Here is a 23,693-nt window from a genome sequence, read left to right as displayed (position 1 = left end):
AAAATCGGTAACTAATCCGAATATTTTTTAAAATGAAGCTTAATATTTTACAAGAAAATACATTGCTTGAACGGTTTTTTGTTAAATTATTCCGCCCAACCCTGCTTTTTTTACATTTCCAATGAATTGCAGCCCCTTTTCACCTTTGCCCATATAGGACATTTTCCGTATAAAAAACAAAGCGCAAACCTGACACAAAATTGACCGAAATACAAAAACAGCGGATAATCCGCCCATTCTTCAAACATCTTTCAGACGGCCTTCCCTCTTTCCTTGAGGGCCGTCTGAAAACATTTTAAAAAGCATAAAACATGAAAGCACCCGAACTCTTATTGCCGGCAGGCGGCCTCGAACGCATGCGCGCTGCCTACGATTACGGCGCAGATGCCGTTTACGCCGGCAGCCCGCGTTACTCCCTGCGCGCCCGCAACAACGAATTTGCCAAACTCGACGTCCTCGAGCAAGGCATTAAAGAAGCGCACGAGCGCAACAAAAAATTCTTCCTGACCGTCAATACGCTGCCGCACAATTCCAAACTCAAAACCTTTGTTTCCGATATGGAACCCTTGATTGCCATGAAACCCGACGCGCTGATTATGGCGGATCCGGGCTTAATCATGACTGTGCGCGAAAAATGGCCGGAAATGCCGATCCACCTATCCGTTCAGGCAAACACCACCAACTACTGGGGCGTAAAATTCTGGCAGAACATCGGTGTCGAACGCATCATCCTGTCGCGCGAATTAAGCATGGAAGAAATCGCCGAAATCCGCCAAGAATGCCCCGACATCGAACTCGAAGTCTTCATCCACGGCGCATTGTGCATCGCCTACTCAGGCCGTTGCCTATTGTCGGGCTATTTCAACCACCGCGATCCCAACCAAGGCACCTGCACCAACTCCTGCCGTTGGGACTACAAAGTCCACAACGCCACTGAAAGCGATGCGGGCGACGCCCAGCTTCTGCAAGGTTTCAACTTTGAAAAAGCCCAAGAAGAAGCCAACCAAAACTTTGAAGGCATCAATGGTCAAAAACGCCACCCATACGCTGACAAAGTTTTCCTGATTGAAGAGTCCAACCGCCCGGGCGAAATGATGCCGATTATGGAAGACGAACACGGCACCTACATCATGAACTCCAAAGACCTTCGCGGCATTGAAGTGGTTGAAAAACTGGCCAAAATCGGCGTGGACAGCCTCAAAGTCGAAGGCCGCACCAAGTCGCTTTATTATGTTGCACGCGTAGCTCAGTCCTACCGCAAAGCGATTGACGATGCCGTTGCAGGCCGTCCGTTTGATTACAGCCTGTTGAGCGAACTCGAAGGCCTTGCTAACCGCGGCTACACGAGCGGCTTCCTTGAGCGCCACCAAACTCAGGATTACCAAAACTACCTGACCGGCCACTCCATCGCCAAACAAAGCCAATATGTCGGCCACGTTACCGAAATTGATGAAAACGGCTGGGCGACCATCGAAGTCAAAAACCGCTTTGCCATCGGCGATTCACTCGAAATCATCCACCCGAGCGGCAACCAAACCATCAAATTAGAACAAATGACCCGCAAAGGCCAGCCTGTCGATGTTGCCCCAGGCAACGGCATTCAGGTCAAAATCCCGAATATGCAAGGCAAAGAAAAAGCTTTGGTTGCGCGGATTATGAATCCTTAAGCATCAACAAAACAAAGGCCGTCTGAAACTTTCAGACGGCCTTTTAAATGATCTATGCTATTTTAAGCCTGTTCTTGCAATACGGCGGCAATCAATTCTTCCGCACCATCATCTGCCAGTTTTTTGGCAACAGCGCGACCCAAAGCATCGGCGTATTCGGCAGGGGCTTGCGCGTCTGCCTGCAAAATGACTGAACCGTCAGGATGACCGACCAAGCCGCGCAAGGTCAGTAAGCCGTTTTCTTCAGTGCAATATGCGGCCAGCGGCACTTGGCAGCTTCCACCCAAAGCGCGCGCCAACGCACGTTCGGCCGTAACGCAGGCGTGTGTGGTATCGTGGTTTAACGGCTTTAAGACTTCGTACAAATCTTCGCGATGCGCTGCAATTTCAATACCCAATGCGCCTTGTCCGGCGGCAGGCAGGCTGTCGGATTCCGACAAAATCATGCGGATGCGTTCGTCCAATTCCAGACGCTGCAAACCGGCGGCGGCCAAGATAATCGCATCGTATTCGCCGTTATCGAGTTTGGACAAACGGGTTTGCACATTGCCGCGCAAAGGTTTGATAACCAAATGCGGATAGCGCGCACGCAACTGGGCTTCGCGGCGCAGGCTGGATGTACCAACGACGGCGCCTTTGGGCATTTCTTCCAAACGCGCGTATTGGTTGGACACAAACGCGTCAAACGGATTGGCGCGTTCGCCGATGGCTGCAAGCGCAAAACCTTCAGGCAAATCCATCGGTACGTCTTTAATAGAATGCACGGCCAAGTCGGCCCGACCGTCATACAAAGCCTGTTCCAACTCTTTGACAAACAAGCCTTTACCGCCGACTTTTGACAAAGTTCTGTCCAAAATCTGGTCGCCGCGCGTGGTCATGCCCAAAATCTCGACTTCGCAATCGGGATACAGGGCTTTCAGACGGCCTTGGATGTGTTTTGCCTGCCACATGGCAAGCAGGCTTTCGCGACTGGCGATAACGAGTTTTTTCGGGTTCATAATGGTTGCCTGAAAGATGGAAAACGGCATGAAGTCTATCATATTTTGGGCGGTTTTTCAGACGGCATGGGGGTGAATATGTTATATTTACACCTAAAAACCAAATTTTCTGGACAACATGAAACGCGCCAAAAAATATCCTTTTTTATCCTTACAGCGGCAACGTTTTCATCTGAACTTTGAAAACGCCTCTTCCGCCGCCGATCTTCCGAGCGAACGCGATTTTTACCGCTGGGCATGGTCTGCCCTGAAAAACGAATACCGCCGCGCTGACATCAGCCTGATTCTTCTGGACGAAGAAGAAGCCCGCGCCTACAACCGCGACTACCGCGGCAAAGATTACGCCACCAATGTATTGAGTTTCGCGCTCAACGAAGGCGAAATCCTACCCGACCAGTTTTCAGACGGCCTGTATGGCGATTTGGTGATTTGTCCGCAAGTGGTTTTGAAAGAAGCCAGCGAACAAGGCAAAACACCCGAGCAGCATTTTGCCCACCTAACCATACACGGCACTTTACACCTGATGGGCTACGACCACATCGAAGACGATGAAGCCGAAATAATGGAAGCCGAAGAAATCCGCCTGATGCTGGCGGCAGGCTTTCCCAACCCCTACCAAGAGGACGAATATTAAAATGGACGGTACGCAGTCGAAACCCAAGTTTTTCGAACGCCTAATCTCCCGACTTGCCGGCGAGCCCGACTCCGCCGAAGACGTATTGACCCTGTTGCGCCAAGCGCACGAGCAGGAAGTTTTTGACGCCGACACACTGACCCGGCTGGAAAAAGTATTGGACTTTGCCGAGCTGGAAGTGCGTGATGCCATGATTACGCGCAGCCGCATGAACGTATTGAAAGAAAACGACAGCATCGAGCGCATCACGGCCTACATCATCGAAACCGCCCATTCGCGTTTCCCCGTCATCGGCGAAGACAAAGACGAAGTTTTGGGCATTTTGCACGCCAAAGACCTGCTCAAATATATGTTTAACCCCGAGCAGTTCCACCTGAAATCCGTCTTACGCCCTGCCGTTTTCGTCCCCGAAGGCAAATCACTGGCCTCCCTTTTAAAAGAATTCCGCGAACAACGCAACCACATGGCGATTGTCATTGACGAATACGGCGGCACATCCGGCCTGGTCACCTTTGAAGACATCATCGAGCAAATCGTCGGCGACATCGAAGACGAGTTTGACGAAGACGACAGCGCCGACAATATCCACGCCGTTTCTTCCGAACGCTGGCGTATCCACGCCGCAACCGAAATCGAAGACATCAACGCCTTTTTCGGCACAGAATACAGCAGCGAAGAAGCCGACACCATCGGCGGCCTGGTCATTCAAGAATTGGGGCACCTGCCCGTACGCGGCGAAAAAGTCATCATCGGCAACCTGCAATTTACCGTCGCACGCGCCGACAACCGCCGTCTGCACACCCTGATGGCCACACGAATTAAAGAAAACACGGATAAACCATGATTATTCTGGATCACGTCTCCAAACACTATCAAACACGCGACAACAAAGACTTTGTCGCCGTCGAGCCGACCAGCCTCGAAATCAAACAGGGAGAAATCTTTGGCCTGATGGGCTATTCCGGCGCAGGTAAATCCACCCTGCTGCGCCTGATTAATTTATTGGAACGTCCGGATACAGGCACCGTCAGCGTGTGCGGCCAGGAACTGACTGCGCTCAACGCCACGCAACTGCGCCACGCCCGACAAAACATCGGCATGGTGTTCCAACAGTTCAACCTATTGAGCAACCGTACCGTTGCCGAAAACGTCGCCTTTCCTTTAGAAATTGCCAAATGGCCGTCTAAAAAAATCCAAGCGCGTGTTGAAGAATGTTTGGAAATCGTTGATTTGCAAGACCGTGCCAACCATTACCCGTCCCAACTTTCCGGCGGTCAAAAACAACGTGTCGGCATTGCCCGAGCGCTGGCGCCGCAACCTCAAGTCATCCTTGCCGACGAACCCACTTCCGCCCTCGACCCTGCCACTACGCGCAGCGTTTTGAAGTGTTTGGAGGACATCAACCGACGTTTCAACGTAACCATCGTCATCGTTACCCACGAAATGAGCGTTATCCGCCGCCTGTGCGACCGTGCCGCCCTCTTGGACAAAGGCCGTCTGCTGGAAATCGTTGAAGTACACGGCAACCAAATCCATGCCCAATCCGAAATCGGGCAAGAGCTGATTCGAGAGGACTAATATGGCAGATTTAACATTTGAAAGTGCTGTTGCGACCATCGTCAGCATGAAGGGCGAAATTATCCAAGCCTTGGGCGAAACCTTTATTATGGTCGGCCTATCAACTACTTTCGCCGTTATTTTCGGTACGATTTTGGGCGTATTGCTGTTTGTTACATCTAGCCATCAGTTGCACTACAACAAACAGCTGAATTTGTTTTTGGACAACCTGGTCAACCTGATGCGCGCGTTTCCTTTTGTCATCCTGATGATTGCCATGATTCCTGTTACACGCGCCATCATCGGCACGACCATCGGCCCGGTTGCCGCCTCATTGGTATTGAGCGTATCCGGCTTGTTCTACTTCGCCCGTCTGGTCGAGCAAAACCTGCGCGAAGTACCCAGAGGCGTGATTGAAGCGGCCTCCGCAATGGGTGCTTCCCCCATGAGTATCATCTGCAAAGTGCTTTTGAATGAAGCGCGCGCAGGTATGGTTTCCAGCATTACCGTACTGGCTATCGGCCTTCTGTCGTACAGCGCGGCGGCAGGTATGATTGGCGGCGGCGGCTTGGGCGACCTTGCCATCCGTTACGGCTACTACCGCTATCAAATGGAGGTCATCATATTCATCGTCGCCATCCTGGTTTTACTCGTTATCCTGATTCAAGGCATCGGTAACAGATTGGCACGCAAACTGGACAAACGTTAAACAAACCAGGCCGTCTGAAATGGACTTACTATTTTTCAGACGGCCTGTTCTCTATTTAGGACATATATTCCCATTAAGTTTACAAAAAAGCATCCTCATATTTCCAAAATAGATTTACAATCCCTCTTTTTTTGACAGCGGCAGCTTGAGGCCGTCTGAAACCGTTTTATCATCCATCAGGAGCAAAATTATGCGAATCAACCCATTCTTCAAAACCCTTTCTGCCGCTGCGCTCGCCATCGTACTGGCTGCCTGCGGCGGTCAAAAAGACAGCGCGTCGGCTGCCTCTGCCGCTTCTTCCGCCGACAACGGCGCAGAGAAAAAAGAAATCGTCTTCGGTACAACCGTCGGCGACTTCGGCGATATGGTAAAAGACCAAATCCAACCGGCTTTGGAGAAAAAAGGCTATAAAGTCAAACTGATCGAGTTCACCGACTATGTGCGCCCCAACCTTGCTTTGGCAGAAGGCGAATTGGACATCAACATCTTCCAACACAAACCTTATCTGGACGACTTCAAAAAAGAACACAAACTGGACATCACTGAAGCCTTCCAAGTACCGACTGCACCTTTGGGCCTGTACCCTGGCAAACTAAAATCTTTGGACGAAGTGAAAGACGGCGTCAGCGTTTCTGCGCCTAACGACCCATCCAACTTTGCCCGTGCATTGGTTATGTTGAACGAATTGGGCTGGATTAAACTGAAAGCCGACGTTGATCCGCTGACCGCATCTAAAGCAGATATTGCCGAAAACCCTAAAAACATCCAAATCGTAGAACTTGAAGCCGCCCAACTGCCGCGCAGCCGTGCCGACGTTGACTTTGCCATCGTTAACGGCAACTACGCCATGAGCAGCGGCATGAAACTGACCGAAGCCCTGTTCCAAGAGCCAAGCTTCGCCTACGTTAACTGGTCTGCCGTCCGTACTGCCGACAAAGACAGCCAATGGTTGAAAGATGTAACCGAAGCCTACAACTCTGACGAGTTCAAAGCCTACTCACAAAAACGCTTTGCCGGTTACAAATACCCTGCGGCATGGGGTAAAAACGCAGCTGCAGGTGCTCAAGCCGAAGCCGCCTCTACTGCTTCTGCAACCAAATAAATCGCTCTTTAAAAAAAGGCCGTCTGAACGTTCAGACGGCCTTTTTCTATCATCACTCACAAAGTCAAAAAATTATTTCTTATTGATATCAATCACTTAAATAATTTATTATATCAAACCGAATCAACTGTTGTAAAAATATTCAATAAAAATCCATGTTTTTATTCAATATAATCAATCACTAAATGAATTATTCTACTTTTTTATAATATTCACTGGTAATGTTCCGCTTATCCTGATATTATACCGTTCATCTAAAGACATCCGGTTATCTGCATTACAGACCGTTCATCTGAATTGCTTCAAACCACTTTGTCGGATTTTCCCATATATGTTGTGTTTCTCCGTATCGAAGGGGTTTGAGCGGTCGAAATACCGTTTTGCTTAGATATTAAAGCTTCGTGCTTTGAAATGAGTGAATTTTTGTTTTAAGTGTCGTAATCTCTTGCTAATTACTCCCAGCTGCAAGAGTTTCAGGGTTGTCTATTTGGACAACCCTTCTTTTTTATACTCCATTGTTTCAATAACTTAGACTTTCCCTTATTCATATATTCAAACCAACTGGCAAAACCATTCTTTTTCCCACCTCAAATCTTCTTCAATTCATTATTCGGCATCACCAGCCAAACCTGTGCCTTTTTAACTTGAGCCGAAGTACGGATGGCCGCCTCATCCATAATGGAGAATGCGGTAGAAAAGGCATCGGCAACCGCCGCACTCTCTGCCATGACGCTCATGCTTTTATAGCGCGGCTGGCTTCCGCCTGTGCGCGGGTCAAACAGATGGGTAAATTTGCCTGCCTCGTCCATTACCGTGCCATAGCCGCCCGATGTGGCAAACGCTTGATTTTTCATGGTAATGGTGGTCAAAATTTGGTCTTCTTGGTCAGGATTGCGGATGCTGACATTCCACTCGCGCTGGTTGGCATTATCAAAGCCGTAAATCTCCCCCATATCAATCAATGCCTGAGAAACGCCTTGCTGCTTCAACAATTCGGCTACTTTGTCGGTGATATAGCCTTGGGCAATGCCGTTAAGCGACAAGCCCATGCCTTTTTGGGCAAAACGGATTTCTTTGGTATCAAAGTTGACTTTATTGAAGTCCACCAATTTAAGCGTATCTTTGATGCTGCGTTCAGACGGCGGCGTTTCGGTTTTCGGATTCCGTCTGAAATGGTCGGCATACAGATTCCACAAAGGCTGAATGCTGGGATCAAATGCACCTTGCGTCAGCCGATGAATATCCCGGCTGATACTAAGCAGCTGCAAAAAATCGGATGGCGGATTTTTCAGACGGCCTTCTCGGTTTAAGCGGCTGATCAGGCTGTCGTCCCGATACAGGCTGAAGATTTTTTCCAATCGTGAAACTTCTGCCAATACTTTGTTGATCAGTATCTCCGCCTGCCTGCGTCCAACACCGAACAAACGCAATTCCGCACCCGAGCCTAATGCAATCCCTTTCCAGATAACAGGCTGCCCTTCTTGATTCGGGCCGGCTGAATGAGTCGGCCGATTGGTTTTTCGGCTGATGACAAAGGGAATGCCGGCACCGGCGGCAAGTGTGGCGGCGACGGCGATGAAACGGCGGCGCGTTAAAGGAGTGGACATGGCATATTCCTTGGATTTTTTATTTTTACATTGCAAACCTGCATCATTAAATATCAATCGGCAGCCTTCAACACAAAGGCCGTCTGAAATGGTTTCAGACGGCCTTTATTGATTGTTTTATTTGAAAATATATTCGTCGGGCATTTCTGCAAAACCGACAACTCTGCCGCCTTTTTCTTTGGCGAATTTTTCAGCTTGTGCCTTGTCTGCAAAAGGAAGCGCATCTTCCGCACCCATGCCGCCGATAAAGCTGCTTTCGATAACGTAATAGGCTTTTTTCGCATCTATCCATTCGGTGTCGGCATTGGGTTTTTCCCAATCTTTGACTTTACCCATATCGGTAACATAGATGACATGAATGCCTTTCGGCTCTTCAGGCAGCTTGGTGTAGCCGAACATCTGCTTGATGGTGGAAAACCAAACTGGTTTTTCAGGTTTGCCGTTCAAGAAGATTTGCGCTTTAGGGCCGTTGTGTTCAGTCAAATTCATGCTGCAGTAATGACCGACCGCGCTGTCGCTGATTTGTTGGGGCGCAGGCGGAGGGCTGTTGTCCTGCTTGCTGCAGGCTGCCAATGCGATGAGTGTGAAGGTAGTCAATAATATTTTTCTCATATTTGTCGCTTTCCGAAAATCCAGGCGGCTAAAATTAAAGGAATGATAACCCATAATACCTGAGCCGTCAGCAAAACAGGCATACTCAGGCTGATTTGTTCGCTCAAACCCGCCATGCCGGCATACATGGCTGTATTTTCGTAACCCGTCAGGTTCAGCAGGCGATAAATGTCTGCGGGGTTGAACAGAAGAACGGTTTCTACTACAGGCGCGGTAATGACTTGTTCGGTATCGGCAACCAAAACACCTAAAAGCGCCATATCGAAAATAACGACAAAAAACAGCCATACGCCGATGGCAATACCGGCGGCGGTACCGCGTTCTTTAACTTTTGCGCTGATCAAATAACCCATGGACAAAAAGGCTGCGCCAAGAATCACGCTGGCAACAATCAAAAGGGCGAAAGGCTGCCATGCGGCAATATCAAAACTGCCGTTGGCAAGCTGAAGGGTAATACCTGCCAATCCGTAGCCTGCCGTAGTAGCAAGGGCAAGGATGATGAGGTGGCCGATAAATTTACCGGCAAGGATTTGGTTGCGCGAGATGGGGTAACTTAGCAGCAACGCCATTGTACCGCGCTCGATTTCGCCGATCAGTGCATCATAAGAGAGCAACATCGCAATCAGCGGAATCAGGAAAATAGACAGGCTGGACAGACTGACTACGGTTACCGTCAAGGGATCAACCTTGACCGAACCGGTAGGCGAGCTGCCGAGAAAGCCTAATGATAGTGCCAATGCGGCAAGCAAAAGTGCGGCGGCAAGAACCCAACGGTTGCGCAGGCTGTCGCGGACTTCTTTGCCGGTAATAATCCAAACGGGGTTCATACGTCTTCCCTCTTCAAGAATTGCGCGTACATATCGTCAAGTGTAGGCGTGTGGATATCGATGTAGGCAAGACTGCCCAAATCACCCAATTCGCTCAAAAGAGCCATGCGCTCTTCTGCTTTACATTGCGCTTGGTATGACAGGCCGTCTGAAAGCGGATGCCAACGCTCGCTCAACAAGCGCGCTTCTTTCAAACGGACGTTGACGGTCAACGGCAGACCGCTTTGAACATGCAACTCATCCATGCTGCCGTCGGCAACTTTCACGCCGTTTTTCATGACGATGATGCGGTCGGCGTGGCCGTCAAGCTCGGCCAGTGCGTGGGTGCTGAGCAATACGGTTGCGCCGCGTCCATTGAGTTCGCGCACAACTTCGTAAAACATTTGACGCGAAGCCGGATCAAGGCCGGTAGTCGGCTCGTCAAACAGTAAGACTTTAGGTTCGCCCAACAAGGCTTGTGCCAAAGCGAGGCGTTGGCGCATCCCTTTGGAGTAAGTGCCGACACGGCGGCGTGCGGCCTGGGAAATGCCGACACGCTCGAGCAATTCGCGGTTTTTACTCAGGGGCTGTTTTTTAAGTTTGGCATAGAAATCCATGGTTTCGATACCGGTCAATGAAGGGTGCAATGCAACCGTTTCAGGCAGGTAACCGATTTGGCTGCGACGCTGCGCCCCTGCTTTACTGCCGGTCGGCTCTCCCAAAAGCATCACTTCGCCTTCGGTCGGCGTAATCAGGCCGAGTATCAGCTTCATAATGGTAGATTTGCCCGCACCGTTGTGTCCTGCCATGCCGACGCTCTCGCCAGCCTTGAGAACCAGATCGACTTGGTTGACGGCCTTTTGGCTGCCAAACTGCTTGGTCACGTTTCTCAATTCAACGTGGTTGGTACTGCTCATGGATATTCCTCTAGTGAATGTTTCAGACGGCCTTTGTATTGGGCCGTCTGAAAGGTTACATATTGGCATTTCCGCCTGTCAGCGCACCGTTTTCGGCATTACCCCATTCGGATTGGTGCGTTTTTGCTTCATGCAGCAATTCGTCCTTCATGGCTTCGTATTTGGTTGTCGTTTTATTGCGGACGGGGTTCATCAAAGGCTTGCTGTCAATTACGCCGCCGGGCAGGATGGCGGGAAATTGCGATTGCGCCCATTTGACAATGCTGATGGCAGGGCTGTTCATCAATAACCGGGCAACGGGTGCGCGCCAGATGATTTGGTCGATAATCCCGTTGGGACGGTAGGCACTGTCGCCGAAGCCGTCGCCGTCAAGGTCAAAGGCGCTGTTATCGCTCCAATAGTTGCCGCGACCGCCCTCACCCCAATCGAGGAAGCGGGTGCTGACATATTTAACCTGGCTTTCGTTATTAATAAATGAATTTTCGTACAGGGTTGTGCCTTCGATGGCTGCGGTGAAGTGGATACCGATTTGGCAGTTCTCGAAATGATTGGCAAAAATTTTATCGTAGTTGGCATTGTAGGCAAACACGCATTTGCCTGCCTTGTTGATCACATTATCGTGAATTTCGGAATAATTGACGTAGTTGAGCATAATGCCTTGGTCGCGGCTGCCAACGGCAATGTTGCCATACACTTTCAGGCGTTCGGAAAACATCAGCACATAACCCATATTGTTGCCGACGGAGATATTGTTGCTGACTTCGCTGTCATTAGTGTACATATAATGGACGGCAAAGCGTAAGTCGCTAAAACGGTTGCCTTTGTAGGTATTATGGGTACTGGTATTTGAAAAAATACCGTCACGGCCTTTAGAAATATCGTTATCGACCACTTGCGCACCGGGCGCATTCCAGACGGTTACGCCGTTGCCGCGTTCGTTGACGCGCAGGGTTGCATCGCCGATGATTTTATTTTCCCGCACCATGGATTCTGCCGCACCGTGAATATACACGCCGACTGAGTTGTCGATGATGTTGTTATGCTCCACCAGCGCGCGCGTTGCCGTCTCTTCTAAATAGATACCGGCATCCATTGCCGGCAAACTCATGCCGGAATGGGAAACGGTCAGATTGCGCAAAGTTACATCAGGCGCATGAACGGCAACCGTCCTCCCGCTCCGGTCGCCGACAATCTTGGCGGAACGATCGGCAGGGCCTTCGATGGTAATGGGTTTGTCGATATAGAGTTTGGTTTTGTATGTACCGGAGGCAAGCTTGAGCGTATCGCCGGCTTGGGCGCGCGCCAAAGCATCATTTAGATTGTCTTGTGCGGATACGTTGATGACTGCGGCAAAGGCCGTCTGAACCATGCTGCCAAGCAGCAATACGAGTGCGGCACGTTGCCATTTGGAACGATGGATTTGTGTGTGCGTCATAATCATATCTCTGTTTCAGACGGCCTGCTTGCCGCATGATAAACCGATGCGGAAACAGGTATTTTGGTGTTATAGCAAAGCTGTCTGATGATGGCTTTCATTTTGTGGCCATATCGGCCGACAAACAACTTTGCTATAAAGGCCGTCTGAAAGAATGTTTTTTCAGACGGCCTGAAGAATTAAATCATCAAACCGAAATTATTTTGGTTTAACAATCATTTGGCCAGACATTTCCATGTGCAATGCGTGGCAGAACCATTGGCAGTAGTACCAGTGTACGCCTGGACGGACAGCTTTGAAGGTTACAGAAGATGTAGCTTGCGGGCCAATCTCCATAGCAATGCCATAACCTTCCAAAGTAAAGCCGTGAGTCAAGTCTTCAATGGTCTCAACGTTGGTTACATATACGGTAACTTCGTCGCCTTGGTTCACTTCAAATTGAGGAACGCTGTAAGCAGGCGCAACGGCAGTCATGTACACGCGTACTTTGTTGCCTTCGCGTACGACTTTGGCAGCTTTTTCCAGCTCAACACCGTCTTTTTGAGCTTGTTCCAAAGCTTCTTGCCAGAACCATGGGTCTTTGCGGTCCCAAGTTTTGCTTGGGTTCACTTTAGACGCAGCAACCAAGCACAAGTCGTGTGGTTCGGCAAAAGTCGGATTGTCATGCACCAGACGCATTTCGTCGCCGGAGATGTCGATCAATTGGTCACACTCAGGTTTCAAAGGACCAGCATTCAAGAAGCGGTCTTTAGAGAACTTGTTCAAAGATACCAACCATTTACCGTCGGCTTCTTTGGTTTCGCCCATGGTAGTGTGGTTGTGGCCCGGTTGATAGTGAACGTCGAGTTTTTGTTTGATCGGATCGATTTTCTCGCCTTTATAGGCTTTAATCGCATCGTCGATGTTCCATTTCACCATTTGGCTGTCGATAAACAATGTAGTATAGGCATTGCCGCGACCGTCAAATGCAGTGTGTAATGGGCCAAGACCCAATTGAGGCTCGGCTACGACAACATCGCGCTCTTTGATTTTACCTGCAAACAAGTCATCCAGTTTGCTGACATCCAATACGGTAACGGTTGGAGACAGTTTACCGTTGAGCATGATGTATTTGCCGTCAGGGCTTGCATTACAGCCGTGAGGAGAGTTAGGAACCGGGATGTAACGAGTGTATGGAGAGTTGGCTTCCGCACGACCGTCCAACATTTTCACGCCGTTAACTTCTTTGAAGTCGCCTTTTTTGATGCCTTCTTCGATGGCGGCCAGGTTAAATACCACACACCAGTCTTGTTCGTTGGAAGATGCACCTTGTACAGTCAGAGCGCGCTCAGAGTTATAGCAGGTAGAGAAAGAGTATTTACCTTGGTAGTCGGCATCGCCATTATCCAAGTTACCGTCTACCAATACTTGCCATGCGATGTCCATGGTTTCGCCGTCAACTGCAGTATAAACGGCATTCCAAGTTTTAGGATCATCCCATTTGCCTACGCCGTCAACAGGAACGATATGCTCGCCGTTGGCAAAGACGTAGCCGGTTTTCGGATAGCGTTGAGGACGCAGACCGTGAACACCTGAAACGTTTGGAATTTCAACGATTTTATCGGTTTTCATCACATCCAAGCGGATACGGCAAACGCGGTTGTTTGCTTTATCGTTGGCATATGCATAGCGGCCGTCGTAAGTTTGATCGGTAAAAGACAAGTGCGGGTGGTGCAAGTCGCCGTTAGGGTAGCAGCGCAGACCGCTGTCTTGCAGGAATTTACGGGTTTCCGGCGTAATTTTTTCATTCAAAATACGCAGGCTCTCGTTGGTACGACCCCAACCGGTAGCGCTGTCCATATTGAATACAGGGATACGCATCAACTCACGCATAGAAGGTACGCCGATCAAGCGCATTTCGCCTGATTGACCGCCTGACAAGAAACCGTAGTATTGGTCAAGCTCGCCTGGACCGACTTCGGAAGTTTGTTTGCCCGGCTCGGCAGAATGAGCAGCGGCTTTCTCGGCAGGTGCAGCACCGGAAGTAGCAGCTTTATCACCCTCGCCGTTAGAGCAACCGGCCAAGCCCAACAAACCGGCACCGGCAATACCTGCACCGGAAGCAGCGGCAGTACCTAAGAATGAACGACGGCTTAAGCCGTTTTGTTCTAATTTTTCGTCTGACATACGACACTCCTTGGATAAAATCCGGCGGCCGATTTTTCAGACGGCCTGCCGATGAAAAACTTTCTAAGTCGGGCTGCCGATACAGCCCTCTTTTTTTATTGATAAATTACTACTTGTCGACACTGATTGCCGATTCTTTTTTAACAAACTGGACGACTTGTTCTTGGGCATTTTGCGTTGCTGCCGCATCATGCTGATCAGCTTTTGCCGCCGCTTGTTTTTGTTTTTTCTTATTCGTTGCCACTACTTGAGGACAACGCGTATCGTGATGATACATTACCTGACAATGCAGACATTGGATACATTCGTTCGGATGAATGTCGCCTTCAGGTGCGATTGCCTGTACGGGACATTCGTGTGTACAAATCTGGCATGGGTTACCGCACATTTTATAACGGCGCAGCCAATCAAACACACGGAAGCGGCCCGGCAATGCAATACCTGCACCCAAAGGACACAGATAACGGCAGAAGAAACGTTCGATGAACAAGCCTGCAATCAGCAAAGCGGCGGCGAACATAACGAACCACCATTCACGCATGAATTTCAAAATAATTGCAGTTTTGAAAGGCTCAATTTCAGCAAATTTTTCAGCCGTACCCAAATCGTACAGGGAAATTGCCAACAAGGCGAAGAAAATTACATATTTAATCGCACTCAGACGGGTATGCAACAAGTGTGGCACTGTAATTTGTTTCATACCCAATTTTTTAGCGATACGGTTGGTTAACTCTTGCAATGCACCGAAAGGGCACAGCCATCCACAGAATGTACCGCGGTTCCACAACAGCATGGTCGCCGCTGTAAAGAGCCACAGAATGAATACCAGCGGATCCATCAGGAAAAATTCCCAGTGGAACTCAGTCAAAACAGCTGAGAACAACGTCAAAGTATTCACTACCGATAATTGTGCCTGAGCATACCAGCCGATATAAAACAGCGTAAAGGTCAGGAAACAGAGACGGAATCGGTCATACCATTTTTCGTAACGGACAATCCAATCTTGGAACAGGAATACCAACAGAAGAATTGTCAAAGCAATACCGACAACCACGATTTGACCTTGTTTGGCTTTCCAAACCTGTTTCCAAAGTTGGTTGGATACGCCTTCCTCAGCCGTTGCATCTTCTGCAATACCTGTACTTTCCTCCGGAGCAGAGGCTGCCACAGCCACCGGCTCAACCGGTGCACTAATTTCAACCGGCGGTGCTTTAGGATCGTCAACGTAGTAGCCTTTTGGCAATTCATAATCCAAATCGGCAGTTACAAATGCCTTATCATTTACGCTCAACACACGTTGAATCATCAATTGCAAACGCCATGGTTCGGCACCATCAAATTCCACACCTTCAGGGATAGTAAACCAAGAAACCTCTTTAAATGCAGGCGCACCTTCCGCTGCCAAAGCAACTACACGCTCATGTTGTGCATCGGTAAAACGGAAGCTGGTATCGCCCTGAATCATTTCGATACGGTCGAAGATACCGCCACGCACATAGCCTGAGCCTTTCCAAGAGTATCGGCCTTCACCGGCAACCATAATTGCCTGTTGACCTGGTTGCAAACGTTTTTGCAGATTATTCCAACCGGCTTCACCTAAAAGGCTTTTACCGATAGAAGGTTGGCTGACCAAAGCAACATACAGATCAATAAATGTATCGTTACCATCACCCTGCTCTGCATGATCTGCCACACCTGCTTTACCGCTTTTCTCAAACAGTTTATTGATTTCGTCGATAGAAATATGCAGATGACCGACGGCTTTTTGTTCCAAAAGCGCATTCCATGACAGGATATCTTGTTTGTCTTGATTGGCAACACGACGCGGACGGGTTTGAACGGTAGGTTCGGCAGACTGTTCGCCGGAAGCAGCTGCCGTACCGGCTTGAACTGCTTTATCCGTACCCAAATGATATTGATGAATAACCGATTTGACAGAACGCTGAATACTGTCATTAATCACCATCAACGTTACAGTCGCACCGCTGATGATATCAGCAGGAGCCACACCTGGCTGAGGAGGATTTTTAATAAAATTTAAGCCGATATATTTATCAATGAATTTATCGACACGGGATTGCGGAATACCAATCAGCATAATTGGTTCATGGTGTTCAACCAATTTTGCTCCCGCAATAGTGCCATCATTGGCCAATGCGACCATCGTATCAATCGGCTTACTCGAATAACCACGCGTATTGACCACATCAGTCGTGATATAAACCAAGCCAAGCTGCTCTTCGCCTTTATATACACGAGCAACCAAAGGCTTACCTTCAGGTTTGCCGTAACGATCAGCACCAGGAAAAATTTCAGAAGGCTGAATTTTTGCCAAGAAATCAGGCAAGCGCTCTGCGTAAGCAGGTAGGCTTACTATCATCATAGAAAATACAGCAAACAGCACAAGGATTCGTTTCCAAATGCCACTTAAGCACTTCATTTCAAGACAGGACATGGCTATTCCCGATATATCGATACTCTAAACACTGATATTATATGAATCATCCATCGGCAATAATTTGATTAAAATCAAGTTTACAAATCTTAAAACCAAATTCCATATGCTAATAATACTTTAGAACTATATTGAACAATCCCATCTTCGGCAGACATGAAACATAGGAAAATCAACCCAATTCAACAAATCTTCTTATATTATTAATTTATTTATAATAATACTCAAAACAATTCCCAAAATTCTATTCAGCATATATTAAAGTAGAATACAAAGATTCGATTTTAATTTCAATAGGCCGTCTGAAAATAATCTAAAAAACTTTATCCCCCCATTCTTTCAACACAAAATATACTTTCCATACAAACAAAAAGAGCCTGTATAACACAGGCTCTTTTTTCAGACTAATCTTAAATCAGATTAGAATTTGTGACGCAGGCCAACAGTACCAGCAGTTTTCTCGTATTTAGCATCGCCTTTGCCTTCTTTCAACCAGCCGGCAGACAACAGGGCAGAAGTGCGTTTAGAGAAGTCGTAGTCAGCACCAACGATAACTTGGTTGTACGCGCTGTTCTCTTGTTTCACGCCTTCTTCTTTAGCTTTGAAGCCGTGAGCGTAAGAAACACGAGGAGTTACGTTGCCGAAGCGGTAAGCAGCAGTTGCACCAACTTCAGTACGTTCGTTTTTCTTAGCACCAGCTACGTCAGCTTTAAAGCCTTCGTATTGGCCTACAACAGCAACCATCAGGTTGTTGGCATCGTAACCAGCAGTCAGACGGTGAGCTTGGTGATCTTTGTAAGTACCGGCAGCCAAAGTAGTGTTGTGGTTGAATGCATCCAGGTAACCAGAAGTCAAGTCAGCACGTTTAGCATAAGAACCAGCGTAGCGACCGAAGAAACCAGAATTTTCGTAGTTCAAGCCCAAGTCGTAAGATTCACGGCTTTTCACAGCGTGATCGTATTTGTCGCTAGGGTTAGCATTGTCGCGAGGTTGGTATTGTACGCTTGTGCTGAAACCACCAAACACAGGAGAGTCGTAACGTACAGACACTTTACGAGTATCTACACGTTTGATTTTACCCAGTTGCAAAGCATCTGCGTTAGCGGCACTAGACTCCCAAGGGTCGAAACTGTCGCTGCTGTCTTTCAAAGCAGTGTTCAGTTTACCGGCACGAACTTTACCGAAACCACCTTCCAAACCGATGAAGGATTCGCGAGAAGCCCACTCTTTGTCGCCACCAGCGATAGAAGTGTTTTGTTCAACTTGCCAAATAGCATTCAGGTTGCTACCCAAGTGTTCGTGGCCTTTGAAGCCGATGCGAGAACCGTAGTCAGCAATCTCAGTAGCAGTTTTAGAAGTAGTCTTACCTTCTTTTACTTTAGAAATTTCAACGCCGGCTTTAACTTGACCGTACAGAGTCACATCAGCCATAGCTGCAACAGGCAGAGCTGCCAAAGTCAGAGCAATCAGAGATTTTTTCATTGCTGTATTCCTTTTCTATTGTGAAGAAATAACTTAAGCAGACCGGACAATCCGCTTAGGCTTACATTATCGCTGGAATCAGCGATTCCATGACTGTTACTATAATTGCTCCTCTCTAAAAAAACAAACTTTATTCAATCCACCCCTACCACCCTTAAAGCCCAGCAAAGGCAAACACAGCCTAAAAAAAGGAAATTTATTATTTAAAATCAATGATAAATTTCTTTTAAAACCAATTGTGCATTTTTACAACACTTTATTAATTTACACATCAATCACGCTATTTTGTTGCTTTTATACCAACAATCCGTCAATTAGGCCGTCTGAAAAACGTTACCCGAAACATTCATCCACTCAGGCAGAGGCAGTTTTACCACCCCAAACTCATCAGGATAATCAACGCCTGTCAAATACAGGCCGTCAGACATAAAAGTCGGAGGCGCTTTCAATCTGCTTCTTGCATAAAAGATTGACTGAAATTCATCCACACTGATCCTGCCACTTCCTACATATACCAATGCGCCCATGATATTGCGCACCATATGATGCAAGAATGCATTTCCATGCAAATCAAGGCACAAATAACGAGGAGTCCCACTAATACTTGCCCTATACAGCGTTTTTATGGGCGATTTTGCCTGGCACTCAGCCGCACGAAAGCTGGAGAAGTCATGTTCACCCTCCAACAAAGCAGCAGCCTGCCTCATCAGATTTAAATCTAATTTCAAATGTGTCCACCCCACCCTGCCGACCAACAACGGAGAGCGAACCGGAGATGATTCCAGCAAATAACGGTAATGCCGACCATAAGCATCAAATCGGGCATTGAAATGCGGTGCAACTTTTTGCGCAAACAATACAGCCACACCGTCAGGCAAATGCGCATTGACTCCACGCACCCACGCCTGCTCCGGACGGCTTACAGATGTATCAAAGTGTACAACCTGAGCTGTCGCATGCACGCCCGTATCCGTCCTTCCCGCAACAATCGTATTAATCCGCTCTCCTGCTATTGAAGTTAATGCCTGCTCTAAGGCCGTCTGAACAGTTGGCAGGTCCCCGGCCTGTTTTTGCCAGCCATAAAAACGGCTTCCGTCATAAGAGAGGGTTAAAGCCCAACGCTGAACGGAACCTCCTGTTGTATTCGTTTGTTCGGTCATTTTTGATACTTCTTATAAATTGATATTGTTGTCCACGCTCAAATAACAAATATTAAAAGGCGTGATCATCACACGCCTCTCATCATATATTTCAGACGGCCTTTATCTTCGCCCACCATATAGAACTGCCATGCAATACTGTCATATCTAAAAATGGATTCGGCCCAAATCTCATCTTTTAATTTACCATAAAAAAGATGCCGTCTAAAACGGCATCTTCATTTGACTGACACTTATGCGCCAAGTTCTTTCATCAGTTTTTGGGCTTTATATAGAATATCGCCTTCAGCTTCTTCAATCAGCCCTTGCAATGTTTCTCGGGCTGCCTCAGGATCACCAATCTCGATATACATCTTAGCCAAATCATATTTAGCCTCGAGCGGAGCAGTCATACCGACTGATTCTGAAACAAAGCCTCTTTCGTTATTGCTTTTATCGGCGGCCACTGAAACATCTTCAGCCTCCCATTCCAATGCACCTTCTTCAATCACAAACTCGGAAGCAGCTTCTTCTTTCTCTGCTTCTTCTTTGGTTTCTTGAATTTGCACGTCCTGATCTTGCTTGACATCAAATGGCAGCACATGGTCGTCTGAATTTTCAGGCGTTTCCACTGTAAACTCTAGTGGCTCTTCATTTCGCTCAGGCATAACAACAGATACCGGCTGATACGGATTTTCCGTCTCAGGCTCGTACACGCTTTCTGTCGACTCGATATTGTCCCAATCCGCATGACGACGTTGCTCTGTTTCTGCATCATGCGTTACTGCACTGGAAAGAATACCTGCCTGACTATGGTCAATCTTGCCCAAGTCGAGTTTGACATCGTCAACATTGGAAGATTCTTCTACTTCATTGATAACGACATCATCTTCAAAATCATCTTCAACAAGCAAACCTTCTTGAGTTTTTTCAGACGGCGTTACTTTGCTTGCGGCAACCGCAGCAGCGGCTGAAGCAGCAGCACTTTTCTGTACAGGCTTTTCTTCATCCTTACGGCTTGCAGGCGCGGCTTTCGGCTCGTCTTTACGTTTACCGGCAGCTCTCAACAACAGCCAAGCAGCAATAAGGGCTGCGCCGCCTGCCAACAACCATTTCCACAAATTGCCGTCTGATTCACTCTCTACCGGCTCTGCAGCAGAATCAGTCGTAGCAATAGGTTCCGAAGCCAATACATTCTCTTGGTTATCGGAAGCCATAACATCTTGTACATCGGAAGCAGGAGCTGCTGATGCTGCATTTTCATTGACAGCCGCAGATGCTGCTTGCTCCGTTTGCGCAGCTGAAGCTTGTTTCATTTCTTCCTGTTGCTGAGGATTTGCGCCGGCATCTTTAACCTGAGTTTCAGTCTGAGCATCAGGCTGAGTAACAGGTTTTTCTGTTTTAGCTTCTGTTGTATTGGCGGCTTCATTGCCTTTTTCCGGCGCCGTATCGGCTTTAACAGGTGCAGATGCAGCCAAGCGTTGCAACTCGCTACGGCTCGGGATATTCAGCACTTTACCTGCCAACATACGGTTGGCATTGTTATCAATAAACACATCCGGATTGGCATTAACCAACGCTTGAATAGTTTGATCCAAGGTCATACCTTGCGGACGGATGCTGGACGCAATGGCAATCAGGGTTTCACCCGTACGTACCAAATGCTGTCTGCCTGAACGTACGGCCGTATCGTTTTTAGCGGAGGCTGTCTGAACTTGTTTTTTCTCAGCCTTACGTTGCGCATCTTTACGCACTTGAGCTACCTGATTGCCTGCTGCTTTATTGTTTTTTGTTACAGGCTGTTGGACATTGCGCGTCGGCTCGAAGGATTGAGATTCGACAGCCTGACGGGTGCGGACGGATGCCGCATCTTTAGCGTCGTATCCGGCCGGATCGATGATGGCAGTGTATTCACGCGATTGCGCGCCAACACCTACTTGGAAAACCAAAACAGGATCTTTAATGGCTTTGGAAGAACGAATCGTAACGACTGCCTTATCGCCTGATTTGCGTACCGCCGCGCGCAAATTGCCATTTGAAATAGTGGCCTTACCGCCATTAAGTAGAGCCTGAGCTTCCTCGCCTGTTACGGTAATACTGCCTGTAAAAGGTTCGCCCAGATGAGATTGGACATTCAAGCCGCCCAAACCTGCTGAAGCACCGAGCGATGTCATTAAAGCGATAGAAGCTGTAATTAATTTAATATTGTGATGTTTTTTCAAAACTGATCCCCTGTTCGGAAATTATGGTACTGACCAATGTGCGCGCATTTAACCATATATTTACTAGATATTACGTCATGATATATTTTTAACCCATTCCTGCCAAGCAATAGAGGCCATTCAGCCTGAAATTCCTTGGTAAATCTATTACTTTTGCATGCTTGTGTTTCTTTTTTACAAATTTCTCCGACCCAAAACAAATATTTTATATAAATATATGCGGCATTAAAGTCATGAGGGAAGGTGCAAAAAAACACATCTGCCTGTATGATTAGCATTTACTCAATTAGTTTCATCATTAACATATGAAAGTTTTGAGCGACTTATTCGCCGTATTCTTATTTTTCATTACATACATCATCACCAAAGACATGATTGCCGCAACGGCTGTCGCGGTTGTAGTCGGCATAGCCCAAGCTGCGCTGACCTTTTGGAAACACCGCAAGCTGGACACCATGCAATGGATCAGCCTGATTTTGATTGTCTTTTTTGGCGGTGCAACGATTTTACTGAAAGATAACCGCTTCATCATGTGGAAACCGACCGTTCTGTTTTGGATCGGCGCGATCGTCATGCTGTTTAGTCATCTTGCCGGTAAAAACGGGCTAAAAGCCGTGATGGGTAAAGAAATGCAGCTTCCTGATTTTGTATGGACGCGCCTGACTTATGCATGGATTGGCTTCCTGATTTTTATGGGGGCTGCCAATCTCTTTGTCTTTACGTATTTTCCAGACCAATGGGTCAATTACAAATTGTTCGGCACATTGGGTTTCACAATCATTTTTTCTATCGCACAGGGCATTTATCTGATGCGTTTCCAGCCTAAGGAGGATCAATAATGGAATATTTCATGCTTTTGGCCACTGATGCCGAAGATGTCCACGAAGCACGCATGGCGGCACGCCCCGCGCATTTGGCACGTTTGGAAGAATTGAAAGCGCAAGGCCGTCTGCTGACTGCCGGCCCCAATCCCCTGCCGGATAATCCGGAACGCGTCTCCGGCAGCCTGATTGTGGCTCAATTTGAGTCTTTAGACGCCGCACAAGAATGGGCCGAACAAGACCCTTACGTCGATGCCGGCGTATACGCCGAAGTCTTGATCAAACCCTTTAAAGCCGTGTTCAAATGAGCAATATGCGTCAAATGATTGAAGAACGCCTGCAGGCACTTGAGCCTGAGTTCTTCGATTTTGAAGATGAGAGCCATCTGCACGCCGGCCATGCCGGCAATAAAGGCGGCGGGCATTATGCGATATTGGTGGTCAGCAACGCATTTGAAAATATCGGCCGCCTCCAGCGGCAACGTATGATTAAGCAGCTTTTACAAGACTTGTTTTCAGACGGCCTGATTCATGCGCTCAGCATCAAAGCAACCACGCCGGACGAATACTTCCATTAAGATTACCGCCCAAACTTTGATTTCCAATCATTAATTTAGAAGAGAAATACGATGAAAAAAACCTACTTTGCTTCAGCCTTGATGCTCGCCCTAACTTCCGGCACCCTGTTTGCCCAAACTTTGGTTACCGTCAACGGCCAAGCCATCGACAGCAGTGTTATTGACGACCAAGTGGCTTCCGTACGCGCCAGCAATCCTAACATTCAAGATACGCCTGAATTGCGTCAAATGCTGACTGAACGTCAAGTTATCAGCACTGTGGTTACCCAAGAAGCCAAAAAATTAAAGTTGGATCAAAGCGCTGAATTCAAAGCGGCACTGGAGCAAGCACGTGCCGATGCCGCCAAGCAAGGAGCGGATAAAAAGCCCACATTCAAAACCGAATGGGCGGCTTTTGAAAATGATTTGTTAGGCCAAGCCTTCGCAGCGCATATCGTCCGTCAATATCCTGTTCAAGAAAAAGATGTCAAAGCCGCTTACAACGACTTCAGCAACTTCTATAAAGGTACTCAGGAAGTCCAACTGGGCGAAATCGTGACCGACAGCAGCAGCAACGCCCAAAAAGCCATTGCCGATTTGGATGCGAAAAAGAGCTTTGCTTCGGTATTGAACCAATACTCAATTGACGAAGCGGCCAAAAAAGCCGGCGGCATCCCTAAAGCTTATGTTCCGCTTAAAGATTTACAAGAATCAGCACCTCCGCTTTATGCAGCCGTCAAAGACCTGAAAAAAGGCGCGCACACTAAAACGCCGCTGCAAAACGGTAATCTGTATGCCGTCTTCTACG

At 47.9% G+C, this 23,693-nt stretch carries 21 protein-coding genes; 10 read left to right on the top strand and 11 right to left on the bottom strand.

What is annotated here, in order from left to right; translation table 11 throughout:
* Positions 1-311 precede the first annotated feature (311 nt).
* A complete protein-coding gene (yegQ, locus tag HMPREF2661_RS06635) occupies positions 312-1,667 on the top strand; it encodes a prephenate-dependent tRNA uridine(34) hydroxylase TrhP (RefSeq protein WP_003679384.1) in 1,356 nt (451 codons plus the stop codon).
* 62 nt (positions 1,668-1,729) lie between these two features.
* On the opposite strand, the gene hemC is transcribed toward yegQ, so the two are convergent.
* Entirely contained in the window at positions 1,730-2,665 is a 936-nt protein-coding gene (gene hemC / locus HMPREF2661_RS06630) for a hydroxymethylbilane synthase (protein ID WP_107810756.1), read from the bottom strand.
* A gap of 118 nt (positions 2,666-2,783) precedes the next feature.
* On the opposite strand from hemC, the gene ybeY reads away from it, so the two are divergent.
* The 5 genes from ybeY (at position 2,784) to HMPREF2661_RS06605 (ending at position 6,667) form a co-directional block, all read left to right on the top strand.
* Complete coding sequence (gene ybeY, locus HMPREF2661_RS06625; RefSeq protein WP_070814791.1) at positions 2,784-3,299, top strand: rRNA maturation RNase YbeY; 516 nt, start codon at positions 2,784-2,786, stop codon at positions 3,297-3,299.
* A 1-nt stretch (position 3,300) separates the two neighbouring features.
* Positions 3,301-4,143 carry an HlyC/CorC family transporter gene (locus HMPREF2661_RS06620; protein ID WP_003748594.1) on the top strand — a complete coding sequence of 281 codons (843 nt, stop codon included), beginning with the start codon at positions 3,301-3,303 and terminating at the stop codon, positions 4,141-4,143.
* Positions 4,140-4,877: a methionine ABC transporter ATP-binding protein gene (locus tag HMPREF2661_RS06615; RefSeq protein WP_004519679.1), complete on the top strand. Its 738-nt coding sequence runs from the start codon at positions 4,140-4,142 to the stop codon at positions 4,875-4,877. Before HMPREF2661_RS06620 ends, HMPREF2661_RS06615 begins: the two co-directional genes overlap by 4 nt.
* Position 4,878: 1 nt before the next feature.
* Positions 4,879-5,565 (top strand): methionine ABC transporter permease, encoded by a 687-nt coding sequence (locus HMPREF2661_RS06610; RefSeq protein ID WP_004519678.1) that lies wholly within the window; start codon positions 4,879-4,881, stop codon positions 5,563-5,565.
* A gap of 190 nt (positions 5,566-5,755) precedes the next feature.
* Positions 5,756-6,667: a MetQ/NlpA family ABC transporter substrate-binding protein gene (locus HMPREF2661_RS06605; protein ID WP_070822859.1), complete on the top strand. Its 912-nt coding sequence runs from the start codon at positions 5,756-5,758 to the stop codon at positions 6,665-6,667.
* Positions 6,668-7,254: 587 nt separating this feature from the next.
* Here HMPREF2661_RS06605 and HMPREF2661_RS06600 read toward each other — a convergent pair.
* From HMPREF2661_RS06600 to HMPREF2661_RS06555, 10 genes are all read right to left on the bottom strand, one after another.
* Positions 7,255-8,274 (bottom strand): FAD:protein FMN transferase, encoded by a 1,020-nt coding sequence (locus HMPREF2661_RS06600; protein ID WP_070822890.1) that lies wholly within the window; start codon positions 8,272-8,274, stop codon positions 7,255-7,257.
* A 117-nt stretch (positions 8,275-8,391) separates the two neighbouring features.
* Positions 8,392-8,886, bottom strand: coding sequence for a nitrous oxide reductase accessory protein NosL (locus HMPREF2661_RS06595; RefSeq protein WP_003748604.1), 495 nt, complete (start codon positions 8,884-8,886; stop codon positions 8,392-8,394).
* Positions 8,883-9,713 carry an ABC transporter permease gene (locus HMPREF2661_RS06590; protein WP_070822856.1) on the bottom strand — a complete coding sequence of 277 codons (831 nt, stop codon included), beginning with the start codon at positions 9,711-9,713 and terminating at the stop codon, positions 8,883-8,885. The genes HMPREF2661_RS06595 and HMPREF2661_RS06590 overlap by 4 nt, the downstream gene beginning before the upstream one ends.
* Positions 9,710-10,609 (bottom strand): ABC transporter ATP-binding protein, encoded by a 900-nt coding sequence (locus HMPREF2661_RS06585; RefSeq protein ID WP_070822853.1) that lies wholly within the window; start codon positions 10,607-10,609, stop codon positions 9,710-9,712. Before HMPREF2661_RS06585 ends, HMPREF2661_RS06590 begins: the two co-directional genes overlap by 4 nt.
* A gap of 55 nt (positions 10,610-10,664) precedes the next feature.
* Complete coding sequence (locus HMPREF2661_RS06580) at positions 10,665-12,050, bottom strand: nitrous oxide reductase family maturation protein NosD (protein ID WP_049322791.1); 1,386 nt, start codon at positions 12,048-12,050, stop codon at positions 10,665-10,667.
* Positions 12,051-12,242: 192 nt separating this feature from the next.
* Positions 12,243-14,210, bottom strand: a complete 1,968-nt coding sequence (gene nosZ, locus HMPREF2661_RS06575) for a TAT-dependent nitrous-oxide reductase (RefSeq protein ID WP_070822850.1) — start codon at positions 14,208-14,210, stop codon at positions 12,243-12,245.
* A gap of 109 nt (positions 14,211-14,319) precedes the next feature.
* The gene (locus tag HMPREF2661_RS06570; RefSeq protein WP_084824312.1) at positions 14,320-16,593 is read right to left on the bottom strand and encodes a NosR/NirI family protein; all 2,274 of its coding nucleotides are present in this window, start codon (positions 16,591-16,593) and stop codon (positions 14,320-14,322) included.
* Between the two features lie 492 nt (positions 16,594-17,085).
* Entirely contained in the window at positions 17,086-18,147 is a 1,062-nt protein-coding gene (porB, locus tag HMPREF2661_RS06565) for a trimeric porin PorB (RefSeq protein WP_070822847.1), read from the bottom strand.
* A 314-nt stretch (positions 18,148-18,461) separates the two neighbouring features.
* Positions 18,462-19,307, bottom strand: coding sequence for a tRNA pseudouridine(38-40) synthase TruA (truA, locus tag HMPREF2661_RS06560; protein ID WP_049359898.1), 846 nt, complete (start codon positions 19,305-19,307; stop codon positions 18,462-18,464).
* Positions 19,308-19,540: 233 nt separating this feature from the next.
* Positions 19,541-21,460, bottom strand: coding sequence for a motility hub landmark protein FimV (locus tag HMPREF2661_RS06555; RefSeq protein WP_070822844.1), 1,920 nt, complete (start codon positions 21,458-21,460; stop codon positions 19,541-19,543).
* Positions 21,461-21,813: 353 nt separating this feature from the next.
* On the opposite strand from HMPREF2661_RS06555, the gene HMPREF2661_RS06545 reads away from it, so the two are divergent.
* The 4 genes from HMPREF2661_RS06545 to HMPREF2661_RS06530 all read left to right on the top strand — a co-directional run.
* On the top strand, positions 21,814-22,347 hold the full coding sequence (locus tag HMPREF2661_RS06545) for a septation protein A (RefSeq protein WP_049322786.1): 534 nt from the start codon (positions 21,814-21,816) through the stop codon (positions 22,345-22,347).
* Positions 22,347-22,637 carry a YciI family protein gene (locus HMPREF2661_RS06540; RefSeq protein WP_004519663.1) on the top strand — a complete coding sequence of 97 codons (291 nt, stop codon included), beginning with the start codon at positions 22,347-22,349 and terminating at the stop codon, positions 22,635-22,637. Before HMPREF2661_RS06545 ends, HMPREF2661_RS06540 begins: the two co-directional genes overlap by 1 nt.
* Positions 22,634-22,906, top strand: coding sequence for a BolA family protein (locus HMPREF2661_RS06535; protein ID WP_036493183.1), 273 nt, complete (start codon positions 22,634-22,636; stop codon positions 22,904-22,906). Before HMPREF2661_RS06540 ends, HMPREF2661_RS06535 begins: the two co-directional genes overlap by 4 nt.
* Positions 22,907-22,957: 51 nt before the next feature.
* On the top strand, positions 22,958-23,693 hold a 736-nt coding region (locus tag HMPREF2661_RS06530; RefSeq protein ID WP_070822842.1), incomplete at its 3' end, for a hypothetical protein.

It is taken from the genome of Neisseria sp. HMSC061B04 (assembly GCF_001836705.1).
In the GTDB taxonomy this organism is placed as follows: Bacteria; Pseudomonadota; Gammaproteobacteria; order Burkholderiales; family Neisseriaceae; genus Neisseria.
Note: the sequence above shows the minus strand (reverse complement) of the source record. Positions and strands in the feature narration are given on the sequence as shown.